The 26,304-nt window shown below is 74.9% G+C and carries 26 protein-coding genes and 1 pseudogene; 20 read left to right on the top strand and 7 right to left on the bottom strand.

Translation table 11 applies throughout. The annotated features are described in order from the left end of the window. The first annotated feature begins 101 nt into the window (after positions 1–101). The 16 genes from ACFVVU_RS27510 (at position 102) to ACFVVU_RS27435 (ending at position 16,517) form a co-directional block, all read left to right on the top strand. A complete protein-coding gene (locus tag ACFVVU_RS27510; protein WP_355363157.1) occupies positions 102–1,157 on the top strand; it encodes a hydrogenase expression protein HypE in 1,056 nt (351 codons plus the stop codon). A gap of 79 nt (positions 1,158–1,236) precedes the next feature. Further along, positions 1,237–3,021, top strand: a complete 1,785-nt coding sequence (locus tag ACFVVU_RS27505; protein WP_387792882.1) for a nickel-dependent hydrogenase large subunit — start codon at positions 1,237–1,239, stop codon at positions 3,019–3,021. Then, positions 3,018–3,500 (top strand): thioredoxin, encoded by a 483-nt coding sequence (locus ACFVVU_RS27500; protein ID WP_380688220.1) that lies wholly within the window; start codon positions 3,018–3,020, stop codon positions 3,498–3,500. Before ACFVVU_RS27505 ends, ACFVVU_RS27500 begins: the two co-directional genes overlap by 4 nt. Then, positions 3,497–4,144, top strand: a complete 648-nt coding sequence (locus ACFVVU_RS27495) for a DUF5947 family protein (RefSeq protein ID WP_387792880.1) — start codon at positions 3,497–3,499, stop codon at positions 4,142–4,144. The genes ACFVVU_RS27500 and ACFVVU_RS27495 overlap by 4 nt, the downstream gene beginning before the upstream one ends. Next, positions 4,141–4,785 (top strand): DUF6084 family protein, encoded by a 645-nt coding sequence (locus ACFVVU_RS27490; protein WP_380688224.1) that lies wholly within the window; start codon positions 4,141–4,143, stop codon positions 4,783–4,785. Before ACFVVU_RS27495 ends, ACFVVU_RS27490 begins: the two co-directional genes overlap by 4 nt. Continuing rightward, positions 4,782–6,155: a hypothetical protein gene (locus ACFVVU_RS27485; protein WP_387792878.1), complete on the top strand. Its 1,374-nt coding sequence runs from the start codon at positions 4,782–4,784 to the stop codon at positions 6,153–6,155. Before ACFVVU_RS27490 ends, ACFVVU_RS27485 begins: the two co-directional genes overlap by 4 nt. 44 nt (positions 6,156–6,199) lie before the next feature. Beyond that, positions 6,200–6,691, top strand: a complete 492-nt coding sequence (locus ACFVVU_RS27480; protein WP_380688228.1) for a hydrogenase maturation protease — start codon at positions 6,200–6,202, stop codon at positions 6,689–6,691. After that, positions 6,688–6,789 carry a DUF6893 family small protein gene (locus ACFVVU_RS27475; RefSeq protein ID WP_380688230.1) on the top strand — a complete coding sequence of 34 codons (102 nt, stop codon included), beginning with the start codon at positions 6,688–6,690 and terminating at the stop codon, positions 6,787–6,789. Before ACFVVU_RS27480 ends, ACFVVU_RS27475 begins: the two co-directional genes overlap by 4 nt. Before the next feature lie 118 nt (positions 6,790–6,907). Further along, positions 6,908–7,297 (top strand): hydrogenase maturation nickel metallochaperone HypA, encoded by a 390-nt coding sequence (gene hypA / locus ACFVVU_RS27470; RefSeq protein WP_380679777.1) that lies wholly within the window; start codon positions 6,908–6,910, stop codon positions 7,295–7,297. 5 nt (positions 7,298–7,302) lie between these two features. After that, the gene (hypB, locus tag ACFVVU_RS27465) at positions 7,303–8,097 is read left to right on the top strand and encodes a hydrogenase nickel incorporation protein HypB (RefSeq protein WP_380679766.1); all 795 of its coding nucleotides are present in this window, start codon (positions 7,303–7,305) and stop codon (positions 8,095–8,097) included. Further along, positions 8,094–10,409: a carbamoyltransferase HypF gene (gene hypF, locus ACFVVU_RS27460; RefSeq protein WP_387792875.1), complete on the top strand. Its 2,316-nt coding sequence runs from the start codon at positions 8,094–8,096 to the stop codon at positions 10,407–10,409. The genes hypB and hypF overlap by 4 nt, the downstream gene beginning before the upstream one ends. Before the next feature lie 66 nt (positions 10,410–10,475). Further along, complete coding sequence (locus ACFVVU_RS27455) at positions 10,476–10,766, top strand: HypC/HybG/HupF family hydrogenase formation chaperone (RefSeq protein ID WP_355363177.1); 291 nt, start codon at positions 10,476–10,478, stop codon at positions 10,764–10,766. Next, positions 10,763–11,887: a hydrogenase formation protein HypD gene (hypD, locus tag ACFVVU_RS27450; protein ID WP_387792873.1), complete on the top strand. Its 1,125-nt coding sequence runs from the start codon at positions 10,763–10,765 to the stop codon at positions 11,885–11,887. The genes ACFVVU_RS27455 and hypD overlap by 4 nt, the downstream gene beginning before the upstream one ends. Before the next feature lie 112 nt (positions 11,888–11,999). After that, positions 12,000–12,989, top strand: a complete 990-nt coding sequence (gene hypE, locus ACFVVU_RS27445) for a hydrogenase expression/formation protein HypE (protein ID WP_387792920.1) — start codon at positions 12,000–12,002, stop codon at positions 12,987–12,989. A gap of 195 nt (positions 12,990–13,184) precedes the next feature. Further along, positions 13,185–14,006: a lipase family protein gene (locus ACFVVU_RS27440; RefSeq protein ID WP_380679756.1), complete on the top strand. Its 822-nt coding sequence runs from the start codon at positions 13,185–13,187 to the stop codon at positions 14,004–14,006. Positions 14,007–14,075: 69 nt separating this feature from the next. Beyond that, complete coding sequence (locus tag ACFVVU_RS27435) at positions 14,076–16,517, top strand: alpha/beta fold hydrolase (protein WP_387792871.1); 2,442 nt, start codon at positions 14,076–14,078, stop codon at positions 16,515–16,517. A 23-nt stretch (positions 16,518–16,540) separates the two neighbouring features. Here the strand turns inward: ACFVVU_RS27435 and ACFVVU_RS27430 are convergent. Next, positions 16,541–16,843 (bottom strand): annotated as a pseudogene (locus tag ACFVVU_RS27430) (ABC transporter permease); the annotation flags it as partial. A 113-nt stretch (positions 16,844–16,956) separates the two neighbouring features. Then, positions 16,957–18,549 (bottom strand): serine protease, encoded by a 1,593-nt coding sequence (locus ACFVVU_RS27425; RefSeq protein ID WP_380679750.1) that lies wholly within the window; start codon positions 18,547–18,549, stop codon positions 16,957–16,959. 211 nt (positions 18,550–18,760) lie between these two features. Between ACFVVU_RS27425 and ACFVVU_RS27420 the strand changes: the two genes are divergently transcribed. Together ACFVVU_RS27420 and ACFVVU_RS27415 are read left to right on the top strand one after the other, a co-directional pair. Next, complete coding sequence (locus tag ACFVVU_RS27420; RefSeq protein ID WP_380679747.1) at positions 18,761–19,315, top strand: Dps family protein; 555 nt, start codon at positions 18,761–18,763, stop codon at positions 19,313–19,315. After that, positions 19,312–19,746: an SsgA family sporulation/cell division regulator gene (locus tag ACFVVU_RS27415; RefSeq protein WP_387792869.1), complete on the top strand. Its 435-nt coding sequence runs from the start codon at positions 19,312–19,314 to the stop codon at positions 19,744–19,746. Before ACFVVU_RS27420 ends, ACFVVU_RS27415 begins: the two co-directional genes overlap by 4 nt. Positions 19,747–19,814: 68 nt before the next feature. Here the strand turns inward: ACFVVU_RS27415 and ACFVVU_RS27410 are convergent, their stop codons facing one another. After that, positions 19,815–20,828, bottom strand: a complete 1,014-nt coding sequence (locus ACFVVU_RS27410; RefSeq protein ID WP_387792867.1) for an alpha/beta fold hydrolase — start codon at positions 20,826–20,828, stop codon at positions 19,815–19,817. 227 nt (positions 20,829–21,055) lie between these two features. Here ACFVVU_RS27410 and ACFVVU_RS27405 point away from each other — a divergent pair, with 227 nt between their 5' ends. Together ACFVVU_RS27405 and ACFVVU_RS27400 are read left to right on the top strand one after the other, a co-directional pair. Further along, positions 21,056–21,256 carry a hypothetical protein gene (locus tag ACFVVU_RS27405; protein ID WP_387792865.1) on the top strand — a complete coding sequence of 67 codons (201 nt, stop codon included), beginning with the start codon at positions 21,056–21,058 and terminating at the stop codon, positions 21,254–21,256. A gap of 191 nt (positions 21,257–21,447) precedes the next feature. Further along, entirely contained in the window at positions 21,448–21,750 is a 303-nt protein-coding gene (locus tag ACFVVU_RS27400) for a hypothetical protein (protein ID WP_387792863.1), read from the top strand. 10 nt (positions 21,751–21,760) lie between these two features. On the opposite strand, the gene ACFVVU_RS27395 is transcribed toward ACFVVU_RS27400, so the two are convergent. The 4 genes from ACFVVU_RS27395 to ACFVVU_RS27380 are packed head-to-tail and all read right to left on the bottom strand — an operon-like array spanning position 21,761 to position 26,303. Beyond that, the gene (locus tag ACFVVU_RS27395; protein WP_380679732.1) at positions 21,761–22,642 is read right to left on the bottom strand and encodes a menaquinone biosynthetic enzyme MqnA/MqnD family protein; all 882 of its coding nucleotides are present in this window, start codon (positions 22,640–22,642) and stop codon (positions 21,761–21,763) included. Positions 22,643–22,648: 6 nt separating this feature from the next. Next, positions 22,649–23,905, bottom strand: coding sequence for an FAD-dependent monooxygenase (locus ACFVVU_RS27390; RefSeq protein ID WP_387792861.1), 1,257 nt, complete (start codon positions 23,903–23,905; stop codon positions 22,649–22,651). Continuing rightward, positions 23,902–25,236 (bottom strand): cytochrome P450, encoded by a 1,335-nt coding sequence (locus tag ACFVVU_RS27385; RefSeq protein WP_387792859.1) that lies wholly within the window; start codon positions 25,234–25,236, stop codon positions 23,902–23,904. The genes ACFVVU_RS27390 and ACFVVU_RS27385 overlap by 4 nt, the downstream gene beginning before the upstream one ends. Continuing rightward, positions 25,233–26,303 (bottom strand): polyprenyl synthetase family protein, encoded by a 1,071-nt coding sequence (locus ACFVVU_RS27380; protein WP_387792858.1) that lies wholly within the window; start codon positions 26,301–26,303, stop codon positions 25,233–25,235. Before ACFVVU_RS27380 ends, ACFVVU_RS27385 begins: the two co-directional genes overlap by 4 nt. Between the last annotated feature and the right edge of the window lies 1 nt (position 26,304).

Here is a 26,304-nt window from a genome sequence, read left to right as displayed (position 1 = left end):
GGCTGCTCCGCCCGGCCGCGTGGACCGGCGGGACGGGCCGGGGGCTGTTATGACGGTTCTGAGCCATTCCGTCCGGCTCCCAGTTCCGAGGAGGCATCCTCATGGGTGCTGCAGCAACGAGCGCCACCGACACCGGCGTGGTGCACATTCTCTGGATCAACGCGGGCCTCAGCTGCGACGGCGACTCGGTCGCGCTGACCGCCGCCATGCAGCCGAGCATCGAGGAGATCGTCACCGGGGCCCTTCCGGGTCTGCCGAAGGTCGCCGTGCACTGGCCACTGATCGACTTCGAGTGCGGCCCGGTGCAGGGCGCCGACAACTTCGTCGAGTGGTTCTTCAAGGCGGACCGCGGCGAGCTCGACCCGTTCGTCCTGGTCGTCGAGGGTTCCATCCCGAACGAGCAGATCAAGGAGGAGGGCTACTGGTGCGGCTTCGGCGACGATCCGGCCACCGGCCAGCCGATCACCACCAGTGAGTGGCTGGACCGACTCGCCCCCAAGGCCACCGCCGTGGTCGCGATCGGCACCTGCGCCACCTACGGCGGCATCCACGCCATGGAGGGCAACCCGACCGGCGCCATGGGCGTGCCGGACTACCTCGGATGGGAGTGGAAGTCCAAGGCGGGCCTGCCGATCGTCTGCGTGCCCGGCTGTCCCATCCAGCCCGACAACTTCGCCGAGACCCTGACCTACCTGCTCTACCAGCTGGCCGGCTCCGCGCCGATGATCCCGCTGGACGACAAGCTGCGGCCGACCTGGCTGTTCGGCGCCACCGTGCACGAGGGCTGCGACCGCGGCGGCTACTACGAGCAGGGCCAGTTCGCCACCGAGTACGGCCGGCCGGAGTGCCTGGTGCGGCTCGGCTGCTGGGGGCCGGTCGTCAAGTGCAACGTCCCCAAGCGCGGCTGGATCAACGGTGTCGGCGGCTGTCCGAACGTCGGCGGCATCTGCATCGCCTGCACGATGCCCGGCTTCCCCGACAAGTTCATGCCGTTCATGGACCCGCCGCCCGGCTCGACGGTGTCCACCCGGGCCAGCCGGACCTACGGCTCGGTGATCCGCCGGCTGCGCGGGATCACCCTCGACACGCTGGACAAGGAACCCAGGTGGCGCCACAAGGGGCGCACCCTGACCACCGGCTACCGCCCACCGCGGTGACCGGACGGGCCGCCGCGCCGTGTGCGCGGCGGCCCCGCCGTCCATCCCCTCCCGCCTCCAGAAGGGCACGACAGACACGATGACAGCGACGAGCAGGGCGGCCGGGGACGGCAGTGGCCTGGTGGAGATGTCCTGGGACCCGATCACCCGGATCGTGGGCAGCCTGGGCATCCACACGAAGATCGACTTCAAGCAGAAGAAGGTCGCGGAGTGCTACAGCACCTCCTCGGTCTTCCGCGGCTACAGCGTCTTCATGCGGGGCAAGGACCCGCGCGACGCGCACTTCATCACCAGCCGGATCTGCGGCATCTGCGGCGACAACCACGCCACCTGTTCGGTCTACGCCCAGAACATGGCGTACGGCGTGAAGCCCCCGCACCTCGGCGAGTGGATCATCAACCTCGGCGAGGCCGCCGAGTACATGTTCGACCACAACATCTTCCAGGAGAACCTGGTCGGGGTCGACTACTGCGAGAAGATGGTCCGCGAGACTAACCCCGGCGTGCTGGAGCTCGCCGAGCGCACCGAGGCCCCGCACGCCGGCGACCACGGCTACCGCACCATCGCGGACATCATGCGCTCGCTCAACCCCATCGAGGGCGAGTTCTACCGCGAGGCGCTCCAGGTCAGCCGCTACACCCGGGAGATGTTCTGCCTGATGGAGGGCCGCCATGTGCACCCCTCCACGCTCTACCCGGGCGGCGTCGGCACGGTGGCCACCGTCCAGCTGTTCACCGACTACCTGACCCGGCTGATGCGCTACGTGGAGTTCATGAAGAAGGTCGTGCCGCTGCACGACGACCTCTTCGACTTCTTCTACGAGGCCCTGCCCGGCTACGAGGAGGTCGGCCGGCGGCGCGTCCTGCTCGGCTGCTGGGGCAGCCTCAACGACCCCGACCACTGCGACTTCACCTACCGCAACATGACCGACTGGGGCCGGCGGATGTTCGTCACCCCCGGCGTCGTGGTCGACGGCAAGCTGGTCACCAACGACCTCACCCGGATCAACCTCGGCATCCGCATCCTGCTCGGCAGCTCCTACTACCAGGACTGGCAGGGCGAGGAGCTCTTCGTCACCCACGACCCGCTCGGCAACCCGGTCGATCCCCGCCACCCCTGGAACCAGCACACCATCCCCGCCCCGCAGAAGCGCGACTTCGACGGCAAGTACAGCTGGGTGATGTCCCCGCGCTGGTTCGACGGCACCGAGCACCTCGCCCTGGACACCGGCGGCGGGCCGATCGCCCGCCTGTGGTCCACCGCGCTCTCCGGGCTGGTCGACATCGGCTACGTCAAGGCCACCGGGCACAGCGTGCAGATCAACCTGCCGCGCTCGATGACCAAGCCGGAGACCACCTTCGAGTGGAAGATCCCGCAGTGGAGCAACGCCATCGAGCGCAACCGCGCCCGGACCTACTTCCAGGCCTACGCGGCCGCCTGCGCCCTGCACTTCGCCGAGAAGGCGCTGGACGAGGTCCGGGCCGGGCGCAGCCAGACCTGGGAGCGCTTCGAGGTGCCCGACGAGTCCATCGGCTGCGGCTTCACCGAGGCCGTGCGCGGCGTCCTGTCGCACCACATGGTGATCCGCGACGGCAAGATCGCCAACTACCACCCGTACCCGCCCACCCCGTGGAACGCCAGCGTGCGCGACAGCCACGGCACGCCCGGGCCCTACGAGGACGCCGTGCAGAACACGCCGATCTTCGAGGAGAACCCGCCGGAGAACTTCAAGGGCATCGACATCATGCGGGCCGTCCGCAGCTTCGACCCCTGTCTGCCCTGCGGCGTGCACATGTACGTCGGCGGCGGCCGGACCGTGCAGCAGCTGCACGTGCCGACCGGCCTGAGCGGGCTCACCGCATGACGGCGGAACAGACCGGGCAGCGCGTCCAGGAGGCCCTGGACCGGCTGGAGGGGCTCGGTGGCGACGGCGACGGCCGGCAGGCCGGCGAACAACTGGTGCGCGACCTCATGGACTTCTACCACGACGGCCTCGCCCGGATCGTCGCCGCGCTGCCCGGGCCCGCGCTCGCCGCGCTGCTGGACGACCCGGCGGTCGCCGGACTGCTCGTCCTGCACGAGCTGCACCCCGAGGACACCGGGACCCGGATCGCCCGGGCGCTGGCCGCGCTGCCCGAACCCGTCGAGCTGGCCGGCTTCGACCCCGCCACCGGCACCGTCCGGCTGCGCCGCACCCGCGGCGGCTGCGGCTGCTCCGAGGAGGACGTCGAGGCCGTGCTCGCCTGCCACGCGCCCGAGGTGACCAGCACGGTGTTCGAACGCGCGCCGCAGTTCCTGCGGATCGGCACCCGCCCGGACACCCCGGCGGAGGCCGCCCGGTGAGCATCCGCCGACTCGCCCGCCCCGGCACCGCCCTGCTGCACCGGCTGCGCGAGCCCGCCCCGCCGCAGCCCGAGCGCTGCGCCTTCTGCGGCCAGGGCGTCCCCCCGTCGCACCGGCACCTGGTGGACACCGAGGAGCAGACCCTCACCTGCGTCTGCACCGCCTGCGGACTGCTGTTCCGCCGGCCCGCCGCGGCCGGCGGACGCTACCGGCACGTGCCCGACCGCCACCTCGCCGAGACCGGCCACCGGATCGACGAGCGGGCGTGGGCCGCCCTCGGCATCCCGGTCGGCACCGCCTTCCTGTTCCGCAACTCCCGCCAGGACCGGCTCGTCCTGCTCTACCCCGGCCCCGGCGGCGCCACCGAGAGCGAACCCGACGAGGCCGCCTGGCGGAGCGCCCTCGGCGGCAGCCGGCTCGCCGCCGCGATGGAACCCGACGTGGAGGCGCTGCTGCTGCGCCGCACCGACACGGGGATCCACTGCCTGCTGGTGCCCATCGACACCTGCTACGAACTGGTCGGCCGGCTGCGGCGCTGCTGGAAGGGGTTCGACGGCGGGGCCGAGGCCAGGGCCGAACTCGACGCCTTCTTCGCCCGGCTCGCCGGCCGGGCCCGGCCGCTGGGAGAGGACGGACCCGGATGACCCCGCTCGCCTTCTCCTGCACCGCCGTCCGGGCCGCCGAACACGCCGCCGGGCCGACCCTGCTCTTCCGGCTACGGATCACCGCCCCGCCCGAGACCCGGGTGCACGCCCTGGCGCTCCGTTGCCAGCTGCGCATCGAGCCCGCCCGGCGCGGCTACGACGAGGCGCAGGCCCGGCGGCTCACCGACCTGTTCGGCGAACGCTCGCGCTGGGGCACCAGCCTCAACCCGATCGAGTTCGCCCAGGTGCCGCTGATGGTCCCCGGCTTCACCGGCTGGACCGAACTCGACCTGCCCGTCCCCTGCAGCTACGACCAGGACGTCGCCGCCGCCCGCTACCTGCGGGCCCTGGGCGACGGCGAGGTCCCGCTGCTGCTGCTGTTCTCCGGCACCGCCTTCGCCGGCCCCGGCGGATTCCAGGTCTCCCCGGTGCCCTGGGACCGCGAGGCCACCGTGCGGATGCCCGTGCGGGTGTGGCGCGAGGCGATCGACCGGCACTTCCCGGGCTGCGGCTGGCTGCGGCTGTCCGAGGACGTGATGGACGAGCTGCTCGCCTACCGCTCGCGCCGCGCCCTGCCGTCCTGGGAGGCCACCGTGCGCGAACTGCTGGCCGGCGCCGAGGTCGGGGAGGCGGCCCGGTGACCGCCCCCGCCACCGCCTTCACCCCCGAGGTCGAGGCCAGGTTCGCCCAGGCCCGGCAGATCGCCGACGCCGTCCTGTTCGAGGGCTACGTGCTCTACCCCTACCGGGCCTCCGCGGCCAAGAACCGGCTGCGCTGGCAGTTCGGCGTCCTCGTCCCGCCGGGCTACGGCGCGGACCGCGGCGAGCACTTCCACCAGCGCACCGAATGCCTCATGGAACCGCGCCCCGGGGACCGGCTGGCCGTCGAACTGCGCTTCCTGCGGGCACGGCGGCGCACCGTCGAGCGGGCCACCCGCGGCGCCGGCTACGAGGAGGTCGAGGAGCTGGAGCTCGCCGACCGGGTCCTGGTGCCGTGGGACGAGGGCGTCGAGGACCGCGTCGAACTCGTCGTCGGGGTGGAGGAGTTGGCCGGCGAGGTGGTCCGGCCCTTCCACCTCCCGGCCGGCCGGGAGGTGGAGCGGCTGCGCGTGGACGGCGTCACCGTCGGCCGGCTGCTGCGCCGCTGGGAGCGGACCGACGGACTGCTGCGGCTGACCGCCCGGGACGTGCCCGGACCGTACGGGGTGCGGCTGCTGACCGCCGTGGTGGAGAACACCACCGACTGGGCGCCGCGGCCCGAGGACGGGCGGGACGCGGCGCTGGCGCGCTCGCTGGTCTCGGCGCACCTGCTGCTGGGGCTCGACCACGGCTCCTTCCTGTCGCCGACCGACCCGCCCGAATGGGCCCGGGCGGCCGTGGCGTCCTGCCGCAACGAGCACACCTGGCCGGTGCTGGCCGGCCCGCCCGGCCGCGACCGGGTGGTGCTCTCCTCGCCGATCATCCTGGAGGACCACCCGGCCGTCGCCCCCGAGAGCCCCGGCGCCCTCTACGACGCCACCGAGATCGACGAGATCCTCGCGCTGCGCACCGCCGCCCTGACGGACCGCGAGAAGCGGGAGGCCCGGGGCACCGACGACCGGGCCGGCGCGGTGATCGACCTCGCCGACTCGATGCCCCCCGAGGTGCTGGAGCGGCTGCACGGCGCCGTGCGCGGCCTGCGCGCGATCACCGGCAACGCGCCCGACCGGCCCTGGTGGGACCCGGGCGACGACCCCGAGGTGGACCCGGACCGGGACAGGGTGCTGGTCGACGGCCGCGAGGTCGGCGCCGGCAGCCGCGTCCTGCTGCGGCCCGGACGGCGGCGCACCGACGCCCAGGACCTCTTCCTGGACGGCCGGACCGCCCTGGTGGAGGCCGTGCTGCACGACGTCGACGGCTCGGTGCACCTGGCGGTCACCCTGGAGGACGACCCCGGCGCCGACCTGTGGCGGGCCCAGGGCCGCTTCCGGTACTTCCAGCCCGACGAGATCACCCCGCTGGAGGCGCCGTGAGGGAGGGGCCGGAGGGAACGGAGGGAACGGCGAGAGGAGGAAAGGTGCTGGTCGCCGGGGTCGGCAACATCTTCCTCGGCGACGACGGCTTCGGCGTGGAGACCGTGCGGCGGCTGCGCGAGCACCCGCTGCCGCCCGACGTCGAACTGCTCGACGTCGGCGTGCGCGGGGTCCACCTGGCCTACCAACTCCTGGACGGCTACCGGATGCTGGTGCTCGTCGACGCCACCGCCCGCGGCGGCGAGCCGGGCACGGTCTACCTCATCGAGGCGGACGCCGGACCGGTGGAGGCGCCCGTGCTGGACGGGCACCGGATGGGCCCGGACGCCGTGCTCGCGCTGCTCGGCACGCTGGCCGCCGGCACGGGCGGCTCCCCGCCCGCCCGGGTCCTCGTGGTGGGGTGCGAGCCGGCGTCGCTGGAGGAGGGGATCGGACTGAGCGCACCGGTGGCCGCCGCCGTCGAGGAGGCGGTCCGGCTGGTCCTGCGGACCGTCGGTGCCCGGGAACTGGCCAAGAGAGAGGTTTCACCGTCATGAGGAAGCTGCTGTGCCTGGCCGTCCTGGCCACCGTCGTGGCGCTGGTCGTGCAGAACCTGGACGACCTGAAGCGCTATCTGCGCATCCGCCGGATGTGAGCCGGGTGTTGGTGCGTCCGGTGTAGTCCCGGGCGCGGCGGCGGCGCGGCTTCGGGCCGCTGCCGCCGCCGCGGCCTGTAATGAGGCCTGTTGCCTCCCACGGCGGGAACGGGGCCCTATGCACGAGATGTCGATCGCGACGGCCGTCGTCGAGCAGGTGGACGCCGCGGCGCGCGCGCACGGCGCGGACGCGGTCGCGCGGGTGCGTCTCCAGGTCGGCGAGCTGGCCGGGGTGGTGCCCGCGGCCCTCGACTTCTGCTTCGAACTGGCCTGCGCCGGAACGCTGGTGGAGGGCGCGGTGCTGGAGACCGAGGCGGTTCCCGCGCGGGCCAGGTGCCTGCCCTGCGCGGGTGAGTGGGCCGTCGGCATGCCGCCCGACCTCGGCTGCCCGCACTGCGCCGCCGGCGGCCGGGTCGAGCTGCTGGCGGGCCGCGAACTCCAGATCCTCGGCGTCGAGTGGGCCGGACGCCCGCCGGGCGCCGGGGCCGGTGCCGGACAGGAAGGCTGAAACCCATGTGTCGCTCGGTGGAACTCCGGCAGGCGGTCCTTGCCCGGAACGACGAGGGGGCGCGTGAGCTGCGCGCCCGGCTGCTCGCCCGGGGCACCGTCGTGGTGAACCTGCTCTCCAGCCCGGGCAGCGGGAAGACGGCGCTGCTGGAGGCCGAACTGGGGCTGGCCCGGGAGCGCGGGATCGCCGTCGCGGCGCTCACCGCCGACCTCGCGACGGAGAACGACGCGGTGCGCCTGGCCCGTTCGGGCGTGCCGGTGAAGCAGGTGCTCACCGACGGGCTGTGCCACCTGGAGACCGGGATGCTCACCGGGCAGCTGGCCGGCTGGCTCCCCGCAGGGACGCGGCTGCTGTTCGTGGAGAACGTCGGCAACCTGGTCTGCCCGGCCTCCTACGACCTGGGCGAGTCGCTGCGGGTGGTGCTCGCCTCGGTCACCGAGGGGGAGGACAAGCCGCTCAAGTACCCGACGGCGTTCGGGCTGGCCAACCTGGTGCTGGTGACCAAGGCGGATCTGGCGGCGGCGGTGGAGTTCGACGAGGCGGCGTTCCTGGCCGCCGTCGCGCGGGTCAACCCCGGCGTGGAGGTGGTCCGCACCTCGGCCCGCACCGGGCAGGGGGTGGGGGAACTGCTGGAGCGGGCCCTCGCGGTGCTGGACGGCGCGCCGGTCCACCGGCCGGTGATGGCGGGCGCGCCGTTGCACGGGCACACGCACGGGAACGGGCACGGGCACACCCACCCGCACGCGCATCCGCACGAGGACGACCACGACCACGAGCACGCGGTCGCGGAGACGTCGTGACACCGGCTCCGGCACCGGCACCGGCGGGCCGGGAGCGGCGCCGGGTGGCCGTAAGCGGGCTCGTCCAGGGCGTCGGCTTCCGGCCCTTCGTCTTCGCGCTCGCCACCGAGCTGGGACTCGCCGGCACCGTCACCAACACCGGCGAGGGCGTCCTGGCCGAGGTCGAGGGGGAGCGCGCGGCGGTCGAGGCGTTCTGCCGCCGCGTCGCGGGCGACGCGCCGCCGCTCGCCCTGGTCGCCGCCGTCGAGCACACGCCCCTGCCCGCCACCGGCGCCCGCGGCTTCGCCATCACCCCCTCCCGCGGCGACGGCCCGCGCCGGACCCTGGTGCCGCCGGACACCGCCACCTGCGCCGACTGCCTCGCCGAACTCGCCGACCCGGGCGACCGCCGCCACCGCCACCCGTTCATCAGCTGCACCAACTGCGGCCCGCGCCACACCATCGTCACCGGCCTGCCCTACGACCGGGCCAACACCACCATGGCCGGCTTCGCGCTCTGCCCCGACTGCACCCGGGAGTACACCGACCCCGCCGACCGGCGCTTCCACGCCCAGCCGGTCTGCTGCCACGCCTGCGGGCCCCGGCTGGCCCTCACCGTCCCCGGCCGGCCGGACGTCGAGCGCGAGGCCGCCCTCGACGGGGCCCGCCGGCTGCTGCGCGAGGGGGCCGTCCTCGCCGTCAAGGGCCTCGGCGGCTACCACCTGGCCTGCGACGCGCGGAACGAGGAGAGCGTCACCCGGCTGCGCCTGCGCAAGCGGCGCGGCGCCAAGCCCTTCGCCCTGATGGCCCGGGACCTCGCGGAGATCGCCGACCTGGTCCGGCCGGGCCCGGTCGAGGAGGAACTGCTCGCCGGCCCGGCCCGGCCGATCGTGCTGCTGCGCCGTTCGGGGCGGGCGCTGGACGCCGTCGCGCCCGGCAGCCCCGACCTCGGCGTCATGCTGCCCTACACCCCGCTGCACCACCTGCTGCTCGCCCCGCCCGGGCCCGGGCTGCTGGTGATGACCAGCGCCAACCTGTCCGGCGAGCCCATCGTGACCGACGACCGGGAGGCCCTCACCCGGCTCGCCCCGCTGGTCGACGCCTGGCTGACCCACGACCGGACCATCCACGTCCCCTGCGAGGACTCGGTGGTGCGGGTGGTCGACGGGGAACAGCTGCCGCTGCGGCGCTCGCGCGGCTACGCGCCGCTGCCGCTGCCGCTCCCCGTACCGGTCCGGCCCGCGCTGGCCGCCGGCGGCGACCTGAAGAACACCTTCGCGCTGGCCGAGGGCGGCTACGCCTGGCTGTCCGGCCACATCGGGGACATGGACGACCTCGCCACGCTGGGCGCCTTCGACCGCGCGGCGGCGCAGCTGGGGGCCGTCACCGCCGTCGGCCCGGAGGTGCTGGCGGTGGACCGCCACCCCGGCTACCGCTCCGCCCGGCACGCCCGGCGCACCCACCCGGCGGCGCAGGTGCGGACGGTGCAGCACCACCACGCGCACGTCGCCTCGGCCATGGCCGAGCACGGACTCGACGGCCGCCGCCCGGTCATCGGTGTCGCGTTCGACGGCACCGGCTACGGCGACGACGGCGCGGTGTGGGGCGGCGAGGTGCTGCTCGCCGACTACGACGGCTTCCGCCGGTTCGGCCGGCTGGCGTACGTACCGCTGCCGGGCGGCGACGCGGCGGTGCGCCGCCCGTACCGGATGGCGCTCGCCCACCTGTGGGCCGCCGGCCTGCCGTGGGCGGCCGACCTGCCCGCCGTCCGGAACTGTCCGACCGATGAACTGGCCGTGCTCGAACGACAGTTGGAACGTTCGCTGAACTGCGTTCCGACCTCCAGCATGGGGCGGCTGTTCGACGCGGTGTCCTCGCTGGCCGGGGTCTGCCAGCTGGCCGGGTACGAGGCGCAGGCGGCGGTCGAGCTGGAGGCGGCGGCCCTGGAGCACGGACCGGCCGACGGGTACGCCTTCGCGCTGCGCCGTGAGTGCGGCGTGCTGGTGGGCGACCCCGGGCCGGTGCTGGCGGCGGCGGTCGCCGACCTCGCCGCCGGGGCCTCCGCCGGCCTGGTCGCCGCCCGCTTCCACGCCGCGGTGGCCGATCTGGTCCGTGCCATGTGCCGGGCCGCCCGGGCGGAGGGTGGACCGGAGACGGTCGCGCTGACCGGCGGGGTCTTCGCCAACGCGCTGCTCTCCGCCGACTGCGGCCGGGGCCTGCGGGCCGACGGGTTCACCGTGCTGCGCCACCGCCGGGTGCCGCCCAACGACGGCGGGCTGGCGCTCGGCCAGCTGATGGTGGCGGCCCGGGCCGACGGGCCGCACGTCGCTTGAGGGTTGCGAGTGAGAGTGGCGAGTCGAGAGCCGAGTCGAGAGTCGAGAGTCGATGGGAGAGAGCGCATGTGCCTGGCGGTGCCCGGCAGGGTGATGGAGATCGCGGAGCGGGACGGCACGCGGATGGCGGTCGTCGACTTCGGCGGCGTCGTCAAGGACGTCTGCCTGGAGTACCTGCCCGATCTGGCGGTGGGTGAGTACGCCATCGTGCACGTGGGGTTCGCGCTGCAGCGGCTGGACGAGGAGTCGGCCCGGCGGACCCTCGACCTCTTCGCCGAACTCGGCCTGTTGCAGGAGGAGTTCGGCGACCCGTGGGAGGCGGCGGCCGGGCCGGCCGGAACGGAGGAGCGGAATTGAGGTACCTGGAGGAGTTCCAGAACCCGGAGCTGGCGGGCGGACTGCTCGCCGACATCCGGGCGGCGGTGACCCGGCCGTGGGCGCTGATGGAGGTGTGCGGCGGGCAGACGCACAGCATCATCCGGCACGGGATCGACCAACTGCTGCCCGAAGAGGTGGAATTGATCCACGGGCCGGGCTGCCCGGTGTGCGTGACCCCGCTGGAGGTGATCGACCGGGCGCTGGCCATCGCCTCCCGGCCCGGGGTGATCTTCTGCTCCTTCGGCGACATGCTGCGGGTGCCGGGCACCGACCGTGACCTGTTCCGGGTCCGCGGCGAGGGCGGGGACGTCCGGGTGGTCTACTCGCCGCTGGACGCGCTGCGGATCGCCAGGGAGAACCCGGACCGTGAGGTGGTGTTCTTCGGCATCGGCTTCGAGACCACCGCCCCGCCGAACGCTATGGCCGTCCACCAGGCGCGGAAGCAGGGCGTGCGCAACTTCAGCATGCTGGTCTCGCACGTACGGGTGCCCCCGGCGGTCGAGGCCATCATGAACGCGCCGGAATGCCGGGTGCAGGCCTTCCTCGCCGCCGGGCACGTGTGCAGCGTGATGGGCATCGAGGAGTACCCGGCGCTGGCCGAGCGCCACCGGGTGCCGATCGTGGTCACCGGCTTCGAGCCGCTGGACATCCTGGAGGGGATCCGGCGCACCGTGCGGCAGCTGGAGCGCGGTGAGCACACCGTCGAGAACGCCTACCCGCGGGCCGTCCGCCCGGAGGGGAACCCGGCGGCCAGGGCCATGCTGGCGGACGTCTTCGAGGTGGCCGACCGGGCCTGGCGGGGAATCGGCGTCATTCCGGACAGCGGGTGGCGGCTCTCACCGCGCTACCGCGACCACGACGCCGAGTACCGCTTCGACGTCACCGGGATCACCACCCGTGAGCCCGAGCAGTGCCGCAGCGGCGAGGTGCTGCAGGGGCTGCTCAAGCCGGACCGGTGCGAGGCCTTCGGCACCGTCTGCACTCCGCGCAACCCGCTCGGCGCGACCATGGTGTCCAGCGAGGGGGCCTGCGCCGCCTACTACCTCTACCGGCGGCTGGGCGCGCCGGGCGCTTCCCGGGAGGCGAGCCCCGTTGGCTGACACCGAGACCCTGACGGAGAACCCGGCGGGGACCCTGGCCGAGCCGTCCGCCGCGCCCGACTTCTCCGGGTGGAGCTGTCCGCTGCCGCTGCGCGACCACCCCCGGGTGGTGATGGGGCACGGCGGCGGCGGGGCGCTCTCCGCCGAACTGGTGGCGGGCGTGTTCGCCCCCGCCTACGGCGGCCGGACGCTGGCCGGCCTCGCCGACTCCGCCGTGCTCGAACTCGGCGGCGCCCGGCTGGCGTTCTCCACCGACTCCTACGTCGTGCGGCCGCTGTTCTTCCCCGGCGGCAGCATCGGCGACCTGGCCGTCAACGGCACCGTCAACGACCTCGCCATGAGCGGGGCGCGGCCCGCCTACCTGTCCTGCGGCTTCATCCTGGAGGAGGGGGTGGAGATGGCGGTGGTGGACCGGGTGGCCCGCGCGCTCGGCGCCGCCGCCCGGGCGGCCGGGGTGGAGGTCGTCACCGGGGACACCAAGGTGGTCGAGGCCGGCCGCGGCGACGGCGTCTACCTGAACACCGCCGGCATCGGGCTCGTCCCGGCGGGCGTGGACATCCGGCCGCAGCGGGCGGTGCCCGGCGACGTGGTGATCGTCAGCGGGGACATCGGGCTGCACGGCGTGGCGATCATGAGCGTGCGCGAGGGCCTGGAGTTCGGGGTCGCGATCGAGAGCGACTGCGCGGCACTCGGCGGGCTGGTCGAGGCGATGCTGGCCGTCACCCCGGACCTGCACGTGCTGCGCGACCCCACCCGGGGCGGGCTGGGCGCGGCGCTCAACGAGATCGCGGCGGCGGCCGGCGTGGGCGTGGTGGTGAACGAGCGCGCCGTCCCCGTGCCGCCCGAGGTGGCCAACGCCTGCGCCGTGCTGGGCCTGGACCCGATGTACGTCGCCAACGAGGGCAAGCTGGTGGCCTTCGTACCGCGCGCGGAGGCGGACGCGGTGCTCGCGGCCCTGCGGGCCCACCCGCTGGGCAGGGGCGCGGCGGTGATCGGCGAGTGCGTGGCCGAGCACCCCGGCACGGTCGTCGCCCGGACGGCGTTCGGCGGCACCCGGGTGGTCGACCTGCCGATGGGGGAGCAGCTGCCGAGGATCTGTTAGGCGGCGGGGGCGGGCCCCGGTGGACGGCGCATCCGTCCGCCGGGGCCTCACGCTGTCCGGTCGCCCACGAACGGTGGTCGGGGTAGCGTCGCTTCCGGTCACGTGTTCGTCGCGGACCGCATGCCCGGGACGGGGTGCGGGTGGGGGCCGGCGTGGCTCCGCCGTCCCACCCGTCGACCCGACAGGAGCGTTCCCGTGGCCGTACCCACCGCCTTCGACCAGCAAGCCGCCGGATTCAGCCTTCCGCTGGCCTACAACCTGGCCAAGGCCGCCGAACTCGCCTACAAGGACGAGGCCACCATCGAGGCGCAGGCCCGCGCGTGGGGCTTCGACACGGTGCGTCACCATCAGACCCGCTTCACCCCGCCGTTCCCGCTCCAGGACACCCAGGCCTACACCATGGCCGGCGACGGCATGATCGTCACCGCCTTCCGCGGCACCGAGCCCGCCCAGATCCGCGACTGGCTCACCGACGCGACCACCCCGCCCTGGCCCGGACCCGCCCGCACCGGCTACGTCCACTACGGCTTCGCCGAGGCCCTCGAATCCGTGTACCCGGACGTCGCCAAGGCCATCGCCGACCTGCGCACCGACGGGCAGAGCGTCTGGTTCACCGGCCACAGCCTCGGCGGGGCCCTCGCCATGCTCAGCGCCGCCCGGCTGAGCCTGGAGGACCCCCGGCTCCAGGCCGACGGCGTCTTCACCTTCGGCCAGCCCCGTACCTGCGACCGGCTGCTCGCCGCCGCGTACGACAAGGGTCTCCAGGGGCGCACCCACCGCTTCGTGCACGACAACGACATCGTGCCCGAGCTGCCCCCGGAGCCCGCGTTCACCCATGTGGAGACGCTGCACCGGATCGACTCCGAGGGCCACGTCCGGGGCAGGAACGGGCTGGTCGGAGCGGTGGGCGACCGGGCCAAGGGCCTGGGCGCCGCCGCCTTCTCCCCGGACGGCGAGGGCATCCGCGACCACCTGATGCGCAACTACCTGGCCGCCCTGGAGAAGGCGCTCGCCTGACGGCGCGGCCGGTGCCGGAGGTCGGCCGGGGCTTGACACGCGCCGCGTGCGGTTTCGAGGCTGGGCGGCATGTCGCCGAACCGCCGGCTGGGCCAGGCCCCAGCGATGACCCCCGTGGACACCGCAGCGCACACCGCGCACACCGCGCACACCGGGCCGACCGGGCCGACCGGGCCGGAGCACCTCGACGTCCTGATCGTCGGAGCCGGGCTGTCCGGCATCGGCGCCGCCTGTCACCTGCGGCGCGAGCACCCCGGGCGGTCCGTCGCGATCCTGGAGGCCCGGGACGCGATCGGCGGCACCTGGGACCTCTTCCGCTACCCCGGCGTCCGCTCCGACACCGACATGTTCACCCTCGGTTACGCCTTCGCGCCCTGGACCGGCGCGAAGGCGATCGCGGACGGCACCTCCGTCCGCGAGTACATCCGGCGCACGGCGGGCGAGTACGGCGTGGACCGCCTGGTCCGCTACCGGCACCGGGTGGTGCGCGCCGAGTGGTCCAGTGCCGAGGCGCGCTGGACCGTGACCGCCGAACTCGGCGACCCCGGCGACCCCGGCGGCCCGGGCGACCCCGGTGGCGGCGGAGGCGGGACGGTGACGCTCACCTGCCGGTTCCTCTACGCCTGCAGCGGCTACTACCGCTACGACCGCGGCCACACACCCGACTTCCCCGGCACCGAGGACTTCGCGGGCCGCCTCGTCCACCCGCAGCTGTGGCCCGAGGACCTCGACCACACCGGCAAGCGCGTCGTCGTCATCGGCAGCGGCGCCACCGCGGTCACCCTGGTGCCGTCGCTCGCCGCGCGGGCCGCCAAGGTGACGATGCTGCAGCGTTCCCCCACCTACCTGGTCAGCCTCCCCGCCCGGGACGTCCTCGCCGACACGCTGCGCCGGGCGCTGCCGCCGCGCACCGCCAACCGGATCGTGCGCTGGAAGAACATCCGGGTGGGCCTGGCCACCTACCAACTCGCCCGCCGGGCACCCCGGTTGGCGCGCCGCCTGTTGATCGGAGGCGTCCGGCGCAGCCTGCCCGCCGGCTACGACGTGGCGACGCACTTCACCCCGCGCTACGCCCCCTGGGACGAGCGGCTCTGCGCCGTACCGGACGCCGACCTCTTCCGGGCGATCCGCTCGGGCCGCGCCGAGGTCGTCACCGACCGGATCGAGCGCCTCACCCCGGACGGCCTGCGCCTGGAGTCCGGCGCCGAGCTGCCGGCCGACATCGTCGTCACCGCCACCGGGCTCAGCCTGCTCGCCCTCGGCGGGATGCGGCTGGCCGTCGACGGCCGGGAGATCGAGCTCGGACGGCACGTCGCGTACCGGGCGATGATGCTCTCCGACATCCCCAACTTCGCCTTCACCATCGGCTACACCAACGCCTCCTGGACCCTCAAGGCCGACCTGGTCGCCCGCTACGTCTGCCGCCTGCTGACCCACCTGGACGCGACCGGGCAGCAGGTGGTCACCCCGGTCGCGCCCGCGACCCTGGAGCGCGAGCCCCTGATCGGCCTGAGCTCCGGGTACGTCCGGCGCGCGCTGGAGGACTTCCCCAGCCAGGGCACGACCGCCCCGTGGCGGGTGCACCAGAACTACCCGCGCGACCGCCGGATCCTGGCCGAGGGCCCGGCGGCCGACGCCGCCCTGCGCTTCTCCTCGCCCGTCGCGGCCGGGGCGGCGGGCGGTGACGGCCCGCGAACGGTCACGGTGGCCGGGCGGCGCGTGCGCTACCGCGACACCGGGACGGGCCGGCCGGTCCTGCTGATCCACGGCCTCGCCCGATCCCTGGAGGACTGGAGCGAGCAGCACCGGCTCCTCGCCGAGGGGCACCGCGTCATCAGCCTCGACCTGCCGGGCTTCGGCGGCTCCGAACGGCTGCCCGGTCCGGCCACCCTGCCCGCCCTGGCCGCCGCGGTGCGCGCCTTCCTCGACGAACTCGGCGTGCGCGAGCCGGTCCGGGTGGCGGGCAACTCCCTCGGCGGCGCCGTCGCCATGCGGCTCGCCGTCGACGCGCCCGACCGGGTGCACAGCCTGCTGCTGGCCGGCAGCGCGGGCTTCGGCCGCGAAGTCACCGCCGCCCTGCGGATCCTGGCGGTCCGCCCGCTGGGCCGGATGCTGCTGAGCCGCCCCGGCCGCCCCGCCGTCGCCCGGGCCGAGCGGGCGATCTTCCACGACCCGTCGTTCGCCACGACCGCCCGGATCGAGCACGCGCTGCGCCTGGCGAACCGGCCCGGCGCGGCGGACGCGATGCTGGAGGTCCTGGCGGACCTCGGCTCGCCGCGCGGCGCCCGCGAGGCCTGGCGGCGCGACTTGCTCGCCGGGGTCGGCGCGCTGGGTCTGCCGGTGTTCGTCGTCTGGGGCGAGCGCGACCGCGTGCTGCCTGCCCGGCAGCTGGCCGCGGCCCGGGTGGCCCTGCCGAAGGCCCGTACCCACCTGTTCCGGGCCACCGGTCACATGCCGCAGATCGAACGCGCGGAGGAATTCGCCGAGTTGGCGCTGGACTTCTGGGCCTGACCGGGCCGGGGCGGGCCGCTCGGTCAGGCCGGGCCGCGGGATCCGGCGGACAGCCGTGGGGCGAGGTACACCGGAACGACGGAGAGCAGCACCAGGATCGCGGCCACGACGTCGACCACGGGGGTCTGGTTGGGCCGGGCCAGGTTGGCGTGGATCCACAGCGGCAGGGTCTGGACGCCGGGTCCGGCGGTGAAGGCGGTCACCACGATCTCGTCGAAGGAGAGCGCGAAGGCCGGCAGCCCGCCCGCCGGGAGCGCCGGCCACAGGGCCGGGAAGGTGATGTACCGGAAGGTCCGCAAGGTGTGCGCCCCGAGGTCCGCCGAGGCCCTCCTCGGCCGAGGGGCCGGTGACGATGCCGGGCAGCGCGATCGGCGGAATCACCAGGGTGACCGCTTGCTCGCCCGCCCGCCCGAACGCCGGGCGGGTGAGCGAGCGAGTGTCAGCGGGTGCGGTAGGCGTCGACGACGGTCTGGTCGAGGGTGTTGCCGTCGGCGTCGGTCAGCTCCGCGCGCAGCGAGACGGCGGTGTCCGCCGCCGCCGGGTTCGGGACCGTGACGGCGCCGGCGTCGACCGGGAGCCGGGTCCAGGAGGCGCCGCCGTCGGCGGACATCGAGACCGTCAGCGAGCGGACCCGGCCGTTCGCGGCGGCGCCCTGCACGGTGACGGGCACCCGGATCGGGCTGCCGGCCGCGGCGGTGCCGTCCGGGTCCAGTTCGGGCGAGAACCGCACGACGCTCACCGGCAGCGGGGTCGGCCCGGTCGTCGCGGCCGAGGGGAAGGTCCACGAGGCGTTCACCCGGGTGGTCGCGCCGGTCGCGGCCTTGCGGGTGACGGTGGCGGCCAGGCGGTACGAGGCCGGGGCCGCGGGCACGGTGAACGCGGCGCGCCCGGCCGCGGCGTCCGCCCCGGAGCGGGTGCCGATCAGCGCGCCGTCGCGGTAGAGCGCGGTGTAGGCCGTGTCGAAGGACGGCGCCGAGGGCACGTGGCCGTCGCCGTCGGCGAGCAGCGGGAGGTTCGCGGTGATCGTGTCGCCGTCGCGTTCGAGACCGGCCCGGTCGGCGAGCGCGGGGCCGAAGACCGGGCCCTCGAAGGTGTGGGTGGTCGTGGTCCCGGCCCGCAGCGCGAGGCCGTTGGCGAAGTAGCGGTTCGCCGGGGCGCCCGTGGCGCCGGGGGCCGCGACGCCGAGGTCCCAGGTGCCGCGTTGGGGTGTGACGTGGACGGTGGCGGTGCCGGGGAACGCCATCTCCTGCACGACGCCGATGGTCGGTCCGGCGGCCGGTCCGGGGGTCGGCCCCAGATCGAAGGTCGCCCTCCCCCCGGTGCCCGGCCGGGCCGCGCCGCGGATCCGCAGGGTGGCCAGCTCCGGCGCGGTGTAGTGGTGGGTGAGTCCGGTCAGCGCGCGGGTGCCGGAGAAGGTCCGGCCGAGCGCGTAGGTGTCCGTGTCGCTCGCCCAGTACGTGTCGTACCACTGCCGCACCGACCCGGGTTCGCTGTCGGGGCCGAGGTGGGCCACCCGCAGCGGGTTCGGCGTCAGCTTGACCATGCTGGCCATCCTGGTGGCGCCCTCGTGCGTGGCCTCCAGGAACATCCCGGCCTGCAGGAAGTGCGCGGAGCCGTCGGCGGGCCGGACGTCGACGGGGGCGGTGGTCCGCGCGTCGACGGTGACGGTGGTGTCCCGGTCGAGGTCGAGCCGGGGCTGGACGATCCAGTCGGTGCCGTCGGCCGCCCGCTCGGTGAACAGCGTGCTCTCCAGCAGGTACCGGCCCTTGGGCAGCCGCAGGGTGGTGACGCCGGAGGCGTCGTAGGGCTGCTCCGTGCGGTCGGCGCCGGCGCCGGAGATGCCGAGGACGGAGGTGACGTACCTCGCGGGCGTGTGGCCGGCGCGGTCCAGGTGGCGGATCGTGAGGGTGTACGTCGGCGGCTCGGCGGCGACGGCCGCTCCGCTCCAGGCGGGCGTCAGGCCGCCGACCAGCGTGACGGCGACGGCCAGGGTGCGCAGGACGGTCCGACGGGGTGTGGAAGCAGTGCTCATGCCCTGACCTGCCCGCACGGGCCCCGGAGTTCCTGTGATCCGGGCCACCTGCGCGTGCCTGCCGCCCCGGCGGGCTCGCCGGTCCGACGGTTTCCGGGTGCGCTGGGCGGCTGCGGGCCGTGCGCCGTGGGGACAGGACCCGGGGCGGCGGGTTCCTAGCCTGGTGACCCGAAGAACCCGGCCATCCGTACGCACCGCACCAGGAGTGACCATGACCAGCCAGCCGCGCCTCCATCAGCACGGCCCCGAGCTCCAGGAGTTCGGCATCGTCGCCCAGCTGCCGATCGCGCTCTCCCACGACGCCCGGCAGTACTCCTGCCAGCGGCTGAACCGTGTGCTCGCGGACACCCAGTTCCTCTACTCGCTCTACAAGAAGTACCACTGGGGCATGCGCGGGCCGACGGCCTACCAGCTGCATCTGCTCTTCGACAAGCACGCCCAGGAGCAGCTGGAGCTGATCGACGCCCTCGCCGAGCGGGTGCAGATGCTCGGCGGCGTCGCCGTCGGCGACCCCCGGCACGCCGCCGAGATCACCGGCGTGCCGCGCCCGCCGGACGGCGTCGAGGACGTGCGCTCGATGCTCTCGCGGCTCCTCGACGCGCACGAGGCGATCCTGGGCGACGTGCGCGACGCCGCCACGCGCACGGCGCAGCTCGGCGACGACGGCACCCAGGACCTGCTGGTCTCCCAGATCGTCCGCACCGGTGAGACCCAGGTCTGGTTCCTCGCCGAGCACCTGGTCGCCGACCCCGGCACGGGCGCGTGACCGAAGACTCCACCACGCTCACGCTGGACGCCCGGCTCGAGCTCGGTGGAGGGCGGTTCGTCGACCTCCCGGTGCGCTTCGGGTACCGTCGGGGCGCGCCGTTCGCGGTGGTCGTGGAGTTCCCCGGCCTCGCCCGGGCGGCTTCGGCCTGGGAGTTCTGCCGCGACCTGCTGCGCAAGGGCCTGCACCGGCCGGCCGGGATCGGCGATGTGCGGGTTGCGCCGCCGTGCCGCTGCCACGGCCGCCGTGAGCTGCGGATCACGCTCCGGGCGGACGACGGGACCGCTGTGATCGACGTGCCGGTGGAACCGGTGCGGCGCTGGCTCCACGATCAGGTCTTCACCCTGGTGCCCCGTGGCGGAGAGGCTGAACTGATCGACTGGGGCGTCGAGTTGGTTCGCTTGGCCGGGGGCGGCCCGGGGCGCTGCTGACCGCCCGTACCGGGTCCTCGGGTACGGGCGGACAGCGGGCGTTCGGAGGGCGCGTTCGGCGGGCGCGTTCAGCGGGTGCTGCGGCGGCGGGCGACGCGGGTGAGCACCGTACCGGAGAGCAGCGCGGTGGCGGAGGCGGCGCCGATGGCGGCGAGGGCCCGGGTGGGGGAGCCGGTGGCCGCGAGTTCGGCCGGGGCCGTGCCGCCGCGTCCGCCGCGCCCGTCGCTTCCGCCGCGGCCGGTGCTCGCGGCCTCGCGGATCTGGCGGGTGACGACATCGGCGTGGGACATCATCGACACGTGCGAGGAGTCGATCTCGACGGTGCGCGACCTGCCACGCTCGGCCTCGAAGCGTTCGAGGTCGGGGGCGATGGCCTTGTCCTGCTCGGAGACGACGAACCAGGACGGGATGTCGTGCCAGGCGGCGGCGGTGAGCTTCTCGCCGAACCCGGCTTCGGAGACCGGGCGTTGCTCGGCGGCCATCCGGCGGGCCCGGGACTCGGGCAGGTCGGCGGCGAAGACGTCGTGGAACCTGTCGTTCTTGATGTACAGGTCGGTGCCGCTGCCGCCGCGGTCCTTGAAGGGCACGCGGTTGAGCGCGGTGCCGAGCTCGCTGCCGGTGAACTTGGCGGACAGCTCGGCCGGGGACTCGCCGACGTCGGGCATGAACGCCGACACGTAGACCAGGGCCTGCACGTTCGGGTTCCCGGCCGCGGCCTGGGTGATGACCGCGCCGCCGTAGGAGTGGCCGGCCAGCACGATCGGGCCGGTGATGCTCTTCAGCAACTCGGCCACGGAGGCTGCGTCGTTGGCCACGCCGCGCAGCTCGTTGGGCGGGGCCAGGACGGGGAAGCCGTCGGCGAGCAGGCGTTCGACGACGGCGTCCCAGCCCGAGGCGTCGGCGAACGCGCCGTGCACCAGGACCACCGTCGGCTTCTCCCCGCCGCCCGGCCGGCCGCCCCCACTCGGCCCGCCCCCGGCCTGGGCGGCGAGGGCGGGGGCGGCGGTGGCGGCGACGGCACAGGTGGCGAGCGCCACCGTGGCGGCGGTGAGGAGCGGGGAACGGGGCAGTGATATGCCCATGATTCCAACCTTTCGAATGGGGTGGGGCTGCCACCACCCTGTGCACACCCGGGCCCCGGCAGCACCTCGCGCTGCGCACGGGGAGTGAACCCGCACGGCCGTTCGGGTCTGGTGGCGGTCGGCGGAGGCCGACCGGCGCGGGACCGGGAGACGACCTGGCGCGCGGGGTCGCGGGCGGGTCCGGCGGCCCTGGCATCGAGGCGGCGGGGGGAACTTGTCGCGGTGGGGTGCTGATGGTCGTGGCCTTCGCCTCGCCGGCGGTGGTCCGCACCGCCTTCACCCTGGACCGGGCGCACGCGGCGCTCCCTCCGGTGCTGACCGGTGTGCTGGTCCGGGAACTCGCCCTGACCGGCCTGCTGTTCGGCGGTCCGCCGCCCGGTCCGCCGCCCGTCCAGCTGTGCGCGTCCTCGGCGGACCGGCCGGCGTGACCGCCGTGGCCTGGTGGGAGGTGCGGCGGCTCCGCACCCGCTTCGGGGTGTTCCTGCGCGGCACGGCCCCGGCGGTGAGCGCCGCCGGGTAGCGGTTACGGGGCCATGGTCAGGCCCGCCGAGGCGGCGCTGCGGCTGAGGACCACGGAGCGGTCGAGAGGCGCCGGAGGAATGAACCGGAGGGCGGACGGATGCGGATCACGGTGTTGACGGTGGTGGGCTACCCCAACGCCCGGCCTGCCGTGGAGCTGGTCGAGGCCGCTCTGGACGGGCGGCAGGCGGAGGTGGAGCTGGTCGAGGTGCGCGACGAGGCCGAGGCCGTCGGGCGGGGCATGTACGGGTCGCCGACCGTTCTGGTCGACGGCAGCGACCCGTTCGCCCCGCCCGGGGCCGTGCCGAGCCTGTCGTGCCGGCTGTACCGCCACGCCGACGGCACCGTGTCCGGCGTGCCGGGGGAGGCCGCCCTGCGCCGGGTGCCGGCCGGGGCTCGCTGAGCACCCCCGCTCAGGGCTCGGCGGTGATGGCGGAGGCGTTCAGCAGGTCGAGCCGGGCGTCGGCGGGGAAGCCCGCGGCGGGGCCGCCGGCGAGGCGGGTGAACTCCGCGATGCCGAGCAGCTGCCGCGGGCCCAGGCCGTAGTCGAGCGCGCGGGTGAAGTAGTGGCGCAGGGCCGCGGCGTCGAACGGCTCCCAGCGGGCCGCCCGTCCGCACAGCCGGTCCACCTCGCGCAGCCCGAGGTCCCGGGCGGCCAGCAGCTTGGCGTGGACCTCGTGCACGGTCGCCGGATCCCGCCGTACGAGGTCGCGGCGGGCGGCGAAGAGCGCGAAGACGAAGGGCAGCCCGGTCCACTCCCGCCAGAGCCGGCCCAGGTCGTGCACCTCCAGGCCGGCGGGCGCGGGGTGGCGCAGGGCGGCCCGCAGCGCCGGGTCGCCGATCAGCACGGCGGCGTCCGCGTCGGCGAGCATCACCGGCAGGTCCGGCGGCCGGACCCGGTAGCGGGGCCGGACGCCGAACCGCTCGCGCAGCAGCAGCCGGGCGAGCCGCACCGAGGTCCGGCTGGTCGAGCAGAGCGAGACCGTCCGGCCGTCGAGCCTGGACAGCGGCACCCTGCTGACGATCAGGCAGGACATCACCGGCCCGTCACTGCCGACGGCGATGTCCGGCAGGGCGACCAGCCGGTCGGTGTTGCCCAGGTAGTCCGCCAGGCTGATCGGCCCGATGTCCAGCTCGCCGGCCACCAGGGCGGCTCCGAGCCGGCCGGGGTGGCCGGTGGTCAGGTCGAGGTCGAGCAGGCTGCCGGTCCTGGCCAGCCCCCAGAGCAGGGGCAGGCAGTTGAGGAACGCGATGTGGCCGACCCTGGGCCGTCGGCGGGCGGGGGCGGTCGTCACGGGGCCTCAGCGGGCCCGGTCGGCGGCGTCGCGGGCGACCGTCCAGGAGGTGTGCGCGTTCACCTGCGCGACGGTGGCCAGGGCGATTTCCTTGTAGCCCCGCGCGATGGCCTCGGCCCGGTCGGCGGGCAGCGGGCCGCCGTGCTCCGCGGCCAGGGCGATGATCTCCTCCGGTCCCAGCTCCCGGTTGCCCAGCACGACGGCGTTGACGGTCGGGCGGCGCAGCTCGTCGTAGTGGCGCAGGGCGGCCACCGGGTCGTGCTCCCGGGCCAGGCACCAGGCCAGCACCCGGGCGTCGACGACGGACTGCGAGCCGCCGTTCATCCCCATCGGGAACATCGGGTGCGCGGCGTCGCCCAGCAGGGTGACCCGGCCGAAGCTCCAGCGGGGCAGCGGGTCGCGGTCGAGCATCGGGTACTCGAAGATCGCCGAGGAGTTCCCGACCAGGGTGGGCAGGTCGATCCAGGGCAGGTTCCAGTCCGCCAGAGCGGCGAGCGCCTCGGCCGGCGCGATGCGGCGGTTGGAGCGGTCCAGCGGTGCGGCGGACGGGCCGTGCCGCACCTCCAGCACCCAGTTCATCAGGGCGTCGCCGCCCTCGGTGGCGGGGTCCTCGATGGGGTAGGCGACGAACTTGGCGCCGGGGCTGCCTCCGGCCACGGCGATCGACCGGCCGCCGAGGATGTGCGGGTACGGCGCGACGCCGCGCCACATGTGCACGCCGTTCCAGTGGGAGGGGCCCTCGTGCGGGTGGAGCTGGGCGCGGACGGCGGAGTCGATTCCGTCGGAGCCGACCAGCAGGTCGGACTCCTCGACGACCGGGGCGCCGCTCGCCCGGTCCAGGAAGTGGGCCCGGACCCCGTCCGCGCTCTGCTCGAAACGCCGGAACCGCAGGCCGGTGCGGACGGCGTCCGGGCCCAGGCGCTCGCGTGCGGCGGCGAGCAGCAGCAGGTGCAGCCGGCCGCGGTGGACGGAGTACTGCGGCCAGCGGTAGCCGGCGTCGACGCCGAGCGCCTCCTCCCACACCGGCGCGCCGGCCCGGTCGTAGTAGTTCAGCCGGCGCGGGCGCAGCGCGACGGCGTCCAGCTCGCCGGCCAGGCCGAGTTCGGCGAGTTCCCGGGCGGCGTGCGGCAGCAGGTTGATCCCCACGCCGACCGCCTCGATGCTCCGCGCCGCCTCGCACACCAGCGGCTCGAAGCCGGCGGCGTGCAGGCTCAGCGCGGTGGTCAGCCCGGCGATGCCGCCGCCCACGATGGTGATCCTCATCCGTGCGAGCCTGCCTTTCGTCGGCGCACCACGACGGGGACTCCCCGGCGGGGGCGCATGGCCATGATGCTGACCGGGGTCACCGGGCCGGTTGGCGTCAGCTCGGTCCGTCGGAGCAGCTCCACGAGGATGGTCTTGAGTTCGGCGGTCGCGAACGGCGCGCCGATGCAGCGGTGGCGGCCGCCCCCGAACGGCAGGAAGCCGGCCGGGGTCACCTCCCGGTGCAGCGGGTGGTCGCTGTGCCACCGCTCGGGGACGAAGCGGGCGGGCTCGGGCCAGACCCGGGACATCCGGTGCGTCACGTACGGGCTGATCGCCAGCCGGGTGCCGGCCGGCAGCCGCCGGCCGGCGAACTCGACCTCCCGGGCCGTGACCCGGGGCAGGACGACCACCGGTGGGTGGAGGCGCAGCGCCTCCTGCACCACGCCGTCCAGGTAGTCGAGCTTCTCCAACGCCTCCACCGTCACCGGTTCGTCGCCGAGCAGCGCGGTGACGGACTCCCGGGCCCGTTCCCACGTCCCGGGGGTGCTCAGGGCGGCGTGCACCACCCAGGCCATGGCGGCGCTGGTCGTCTCGTAGCCGGCCACGATCAGGCTGATCACCTGGTCCTGGATCTCGCCGTCGTCGAGCGGGCAGCCCGCGCCGTCCGTGGCCGCGAGCAGCGCGCCGAGGCCGTCGCCGTCCGGTTCGGGGTGGCGGCGCCGGTGCTCGATCTCGGCCTGGACCCGCTCGGCGACCCAGCGGCGGGCCCGTTCGGCCCGGGCGGTGACCGGGTTGGGGACGCGGGTGAGGAAGAGCTGCAGCCCGAGGGGCAGGTCGGTGGCGTCGAGGGCGATCTGCAGCCGGGCGCCGATGGCGTCGTTCTGGGCGGCCAGCCGGGAGCCGTAGAGCGACTCGACGGTGTTGCGGCGGATCAGCGCACGCAGCTCGCGGTAGAGGTCGACGCGCCGACCGGTGTCCCAACGGTCCACCGTCGCGGCGGTGTTGCGGGCCATCAGGCGGACGTAGTCCTCGATGCGGCGGCGGTGGAAGGCGGGCAGCACCAGGTGGCGGCGCCTGCGGTGGCCCTCGCCGTCGCTCACCAGCAGGGCGCTCTCGCCGAGCACCGGGAGCATCACCTCGAAGGAGTCGCGCCAGGAGAACAGCTGGGGGTTGGCGAAGACGAAGGAGTTGGCCTCCGGCCCGAAGAGGAAGGTCGAGCGCTGGCGGCCGTACCCGACCTCCACCACGTCGCCGTGGACGCGCTGGGCGCGCAGCATGCCGGTGAACGGGTCGGCGGCGAACCGCAGCACCTCGGCGGGCGTGAGCCTGGGAACCGCCGCGGTGCTCATCCCGCCGCCTTCGCGGGGCGGGCCGTTTTCGCGGAGCCGGCCGTCCCGGGTGGGGCGTCGAGCAGTTGCGCCACCTCGGGCAGGAGGCCGGCCAGCATCCGGCGCAGCGCCGGTACGCCGGCCGGCCGGGGCAGGTCGGCGGCCTCCAGACAGTCGAAGGCCGTGCGCAGCCGGGCGCCCGCCGTGTCGGCGGCCCGTTGCAGGGCGCCGCAGTCGCGCAGCACGGCGAGCACCTCGGCGACCGTCCGGTCGTGGTCCTGGTCGTGGTTCTGGTCAGGAGCGGACAGCAGTGGGCGCAGCCGGTCGCCCGCCGTCTCCAGCCCGAACAGGACGGGCAGGGTGTAGACGGCGTTGCCGAGGTCCCGGCCGGCGCCCTCGCCGGGTGCGGTGAGGTCGCCGAGGTCGTTCCAGATCTGGAAGGCCACGCCGAGGTGGTGGCCGAAGGCGGCCAGGGCCCGCCGGCGGCCCTCGTCGGCGCCGGCCGCGATGGCGCCCAACTGCGCGCTGAAGGAGAGGAGTTCGGCGGTCTTGCCGGAGACGGCGGCGAGGTAGCCGGGGACGGTGCGGTCCGGGTCGCCGGTCTCGCGGAGTTCGACGAGCTGTCCGACGCAGATCCGCCGGGCGCAGTGCGCCGCGGCGGCGGCCGCCTCCGGGCCCAGGGTGGCGGCGAGGCCGAGGGCGGTGGCGAGCAGGTAGTCGCCGAGCACCAGGGCGGCACTGTCGCCGTAGCGCGCGTTGACGGTGGGCACACCGCGGCGGACCCCGGCCCGGTCGCACAGGTCGTCGTGGCAGAGGGTGGCGAGGTGGAGCAGTTCGACCGCCGCCCCCGCGGTGACCACCTGCTCACTGGCCGGGGCGTCGGCGCCGAGCAGGTCGGCGGCGCCGAGCACCAGGGCGGGGCGCAGGAACTTGCCGGGGTGGCGGACCAGGTGCTGCAGGGCGTCCTCGATCGCCGGGTCGTCCAGCGTCAGCTCCTTGACGACGCGGTCGCGGACGCGCGACAGGTCGCCGGCGAGCCGGGGGAGGTCCGGGCCCTGCGGCGCGGGGCCGGTTCCAGCGGGCGGCATC

It is taken from the genome of Kitasatospora sp. NPDC057965 (assembly GCF_042887135.1).
Lineage (GTDB): Bacteria > Actinomycetota > Actinomycetes > Streptomycetales > Streptomycetaceae > Kitasatospora.
Note: the sequence above shows the minus strand (reverse complement) of the source record. Positions and strands in the feature narration are given on the sequence as shown.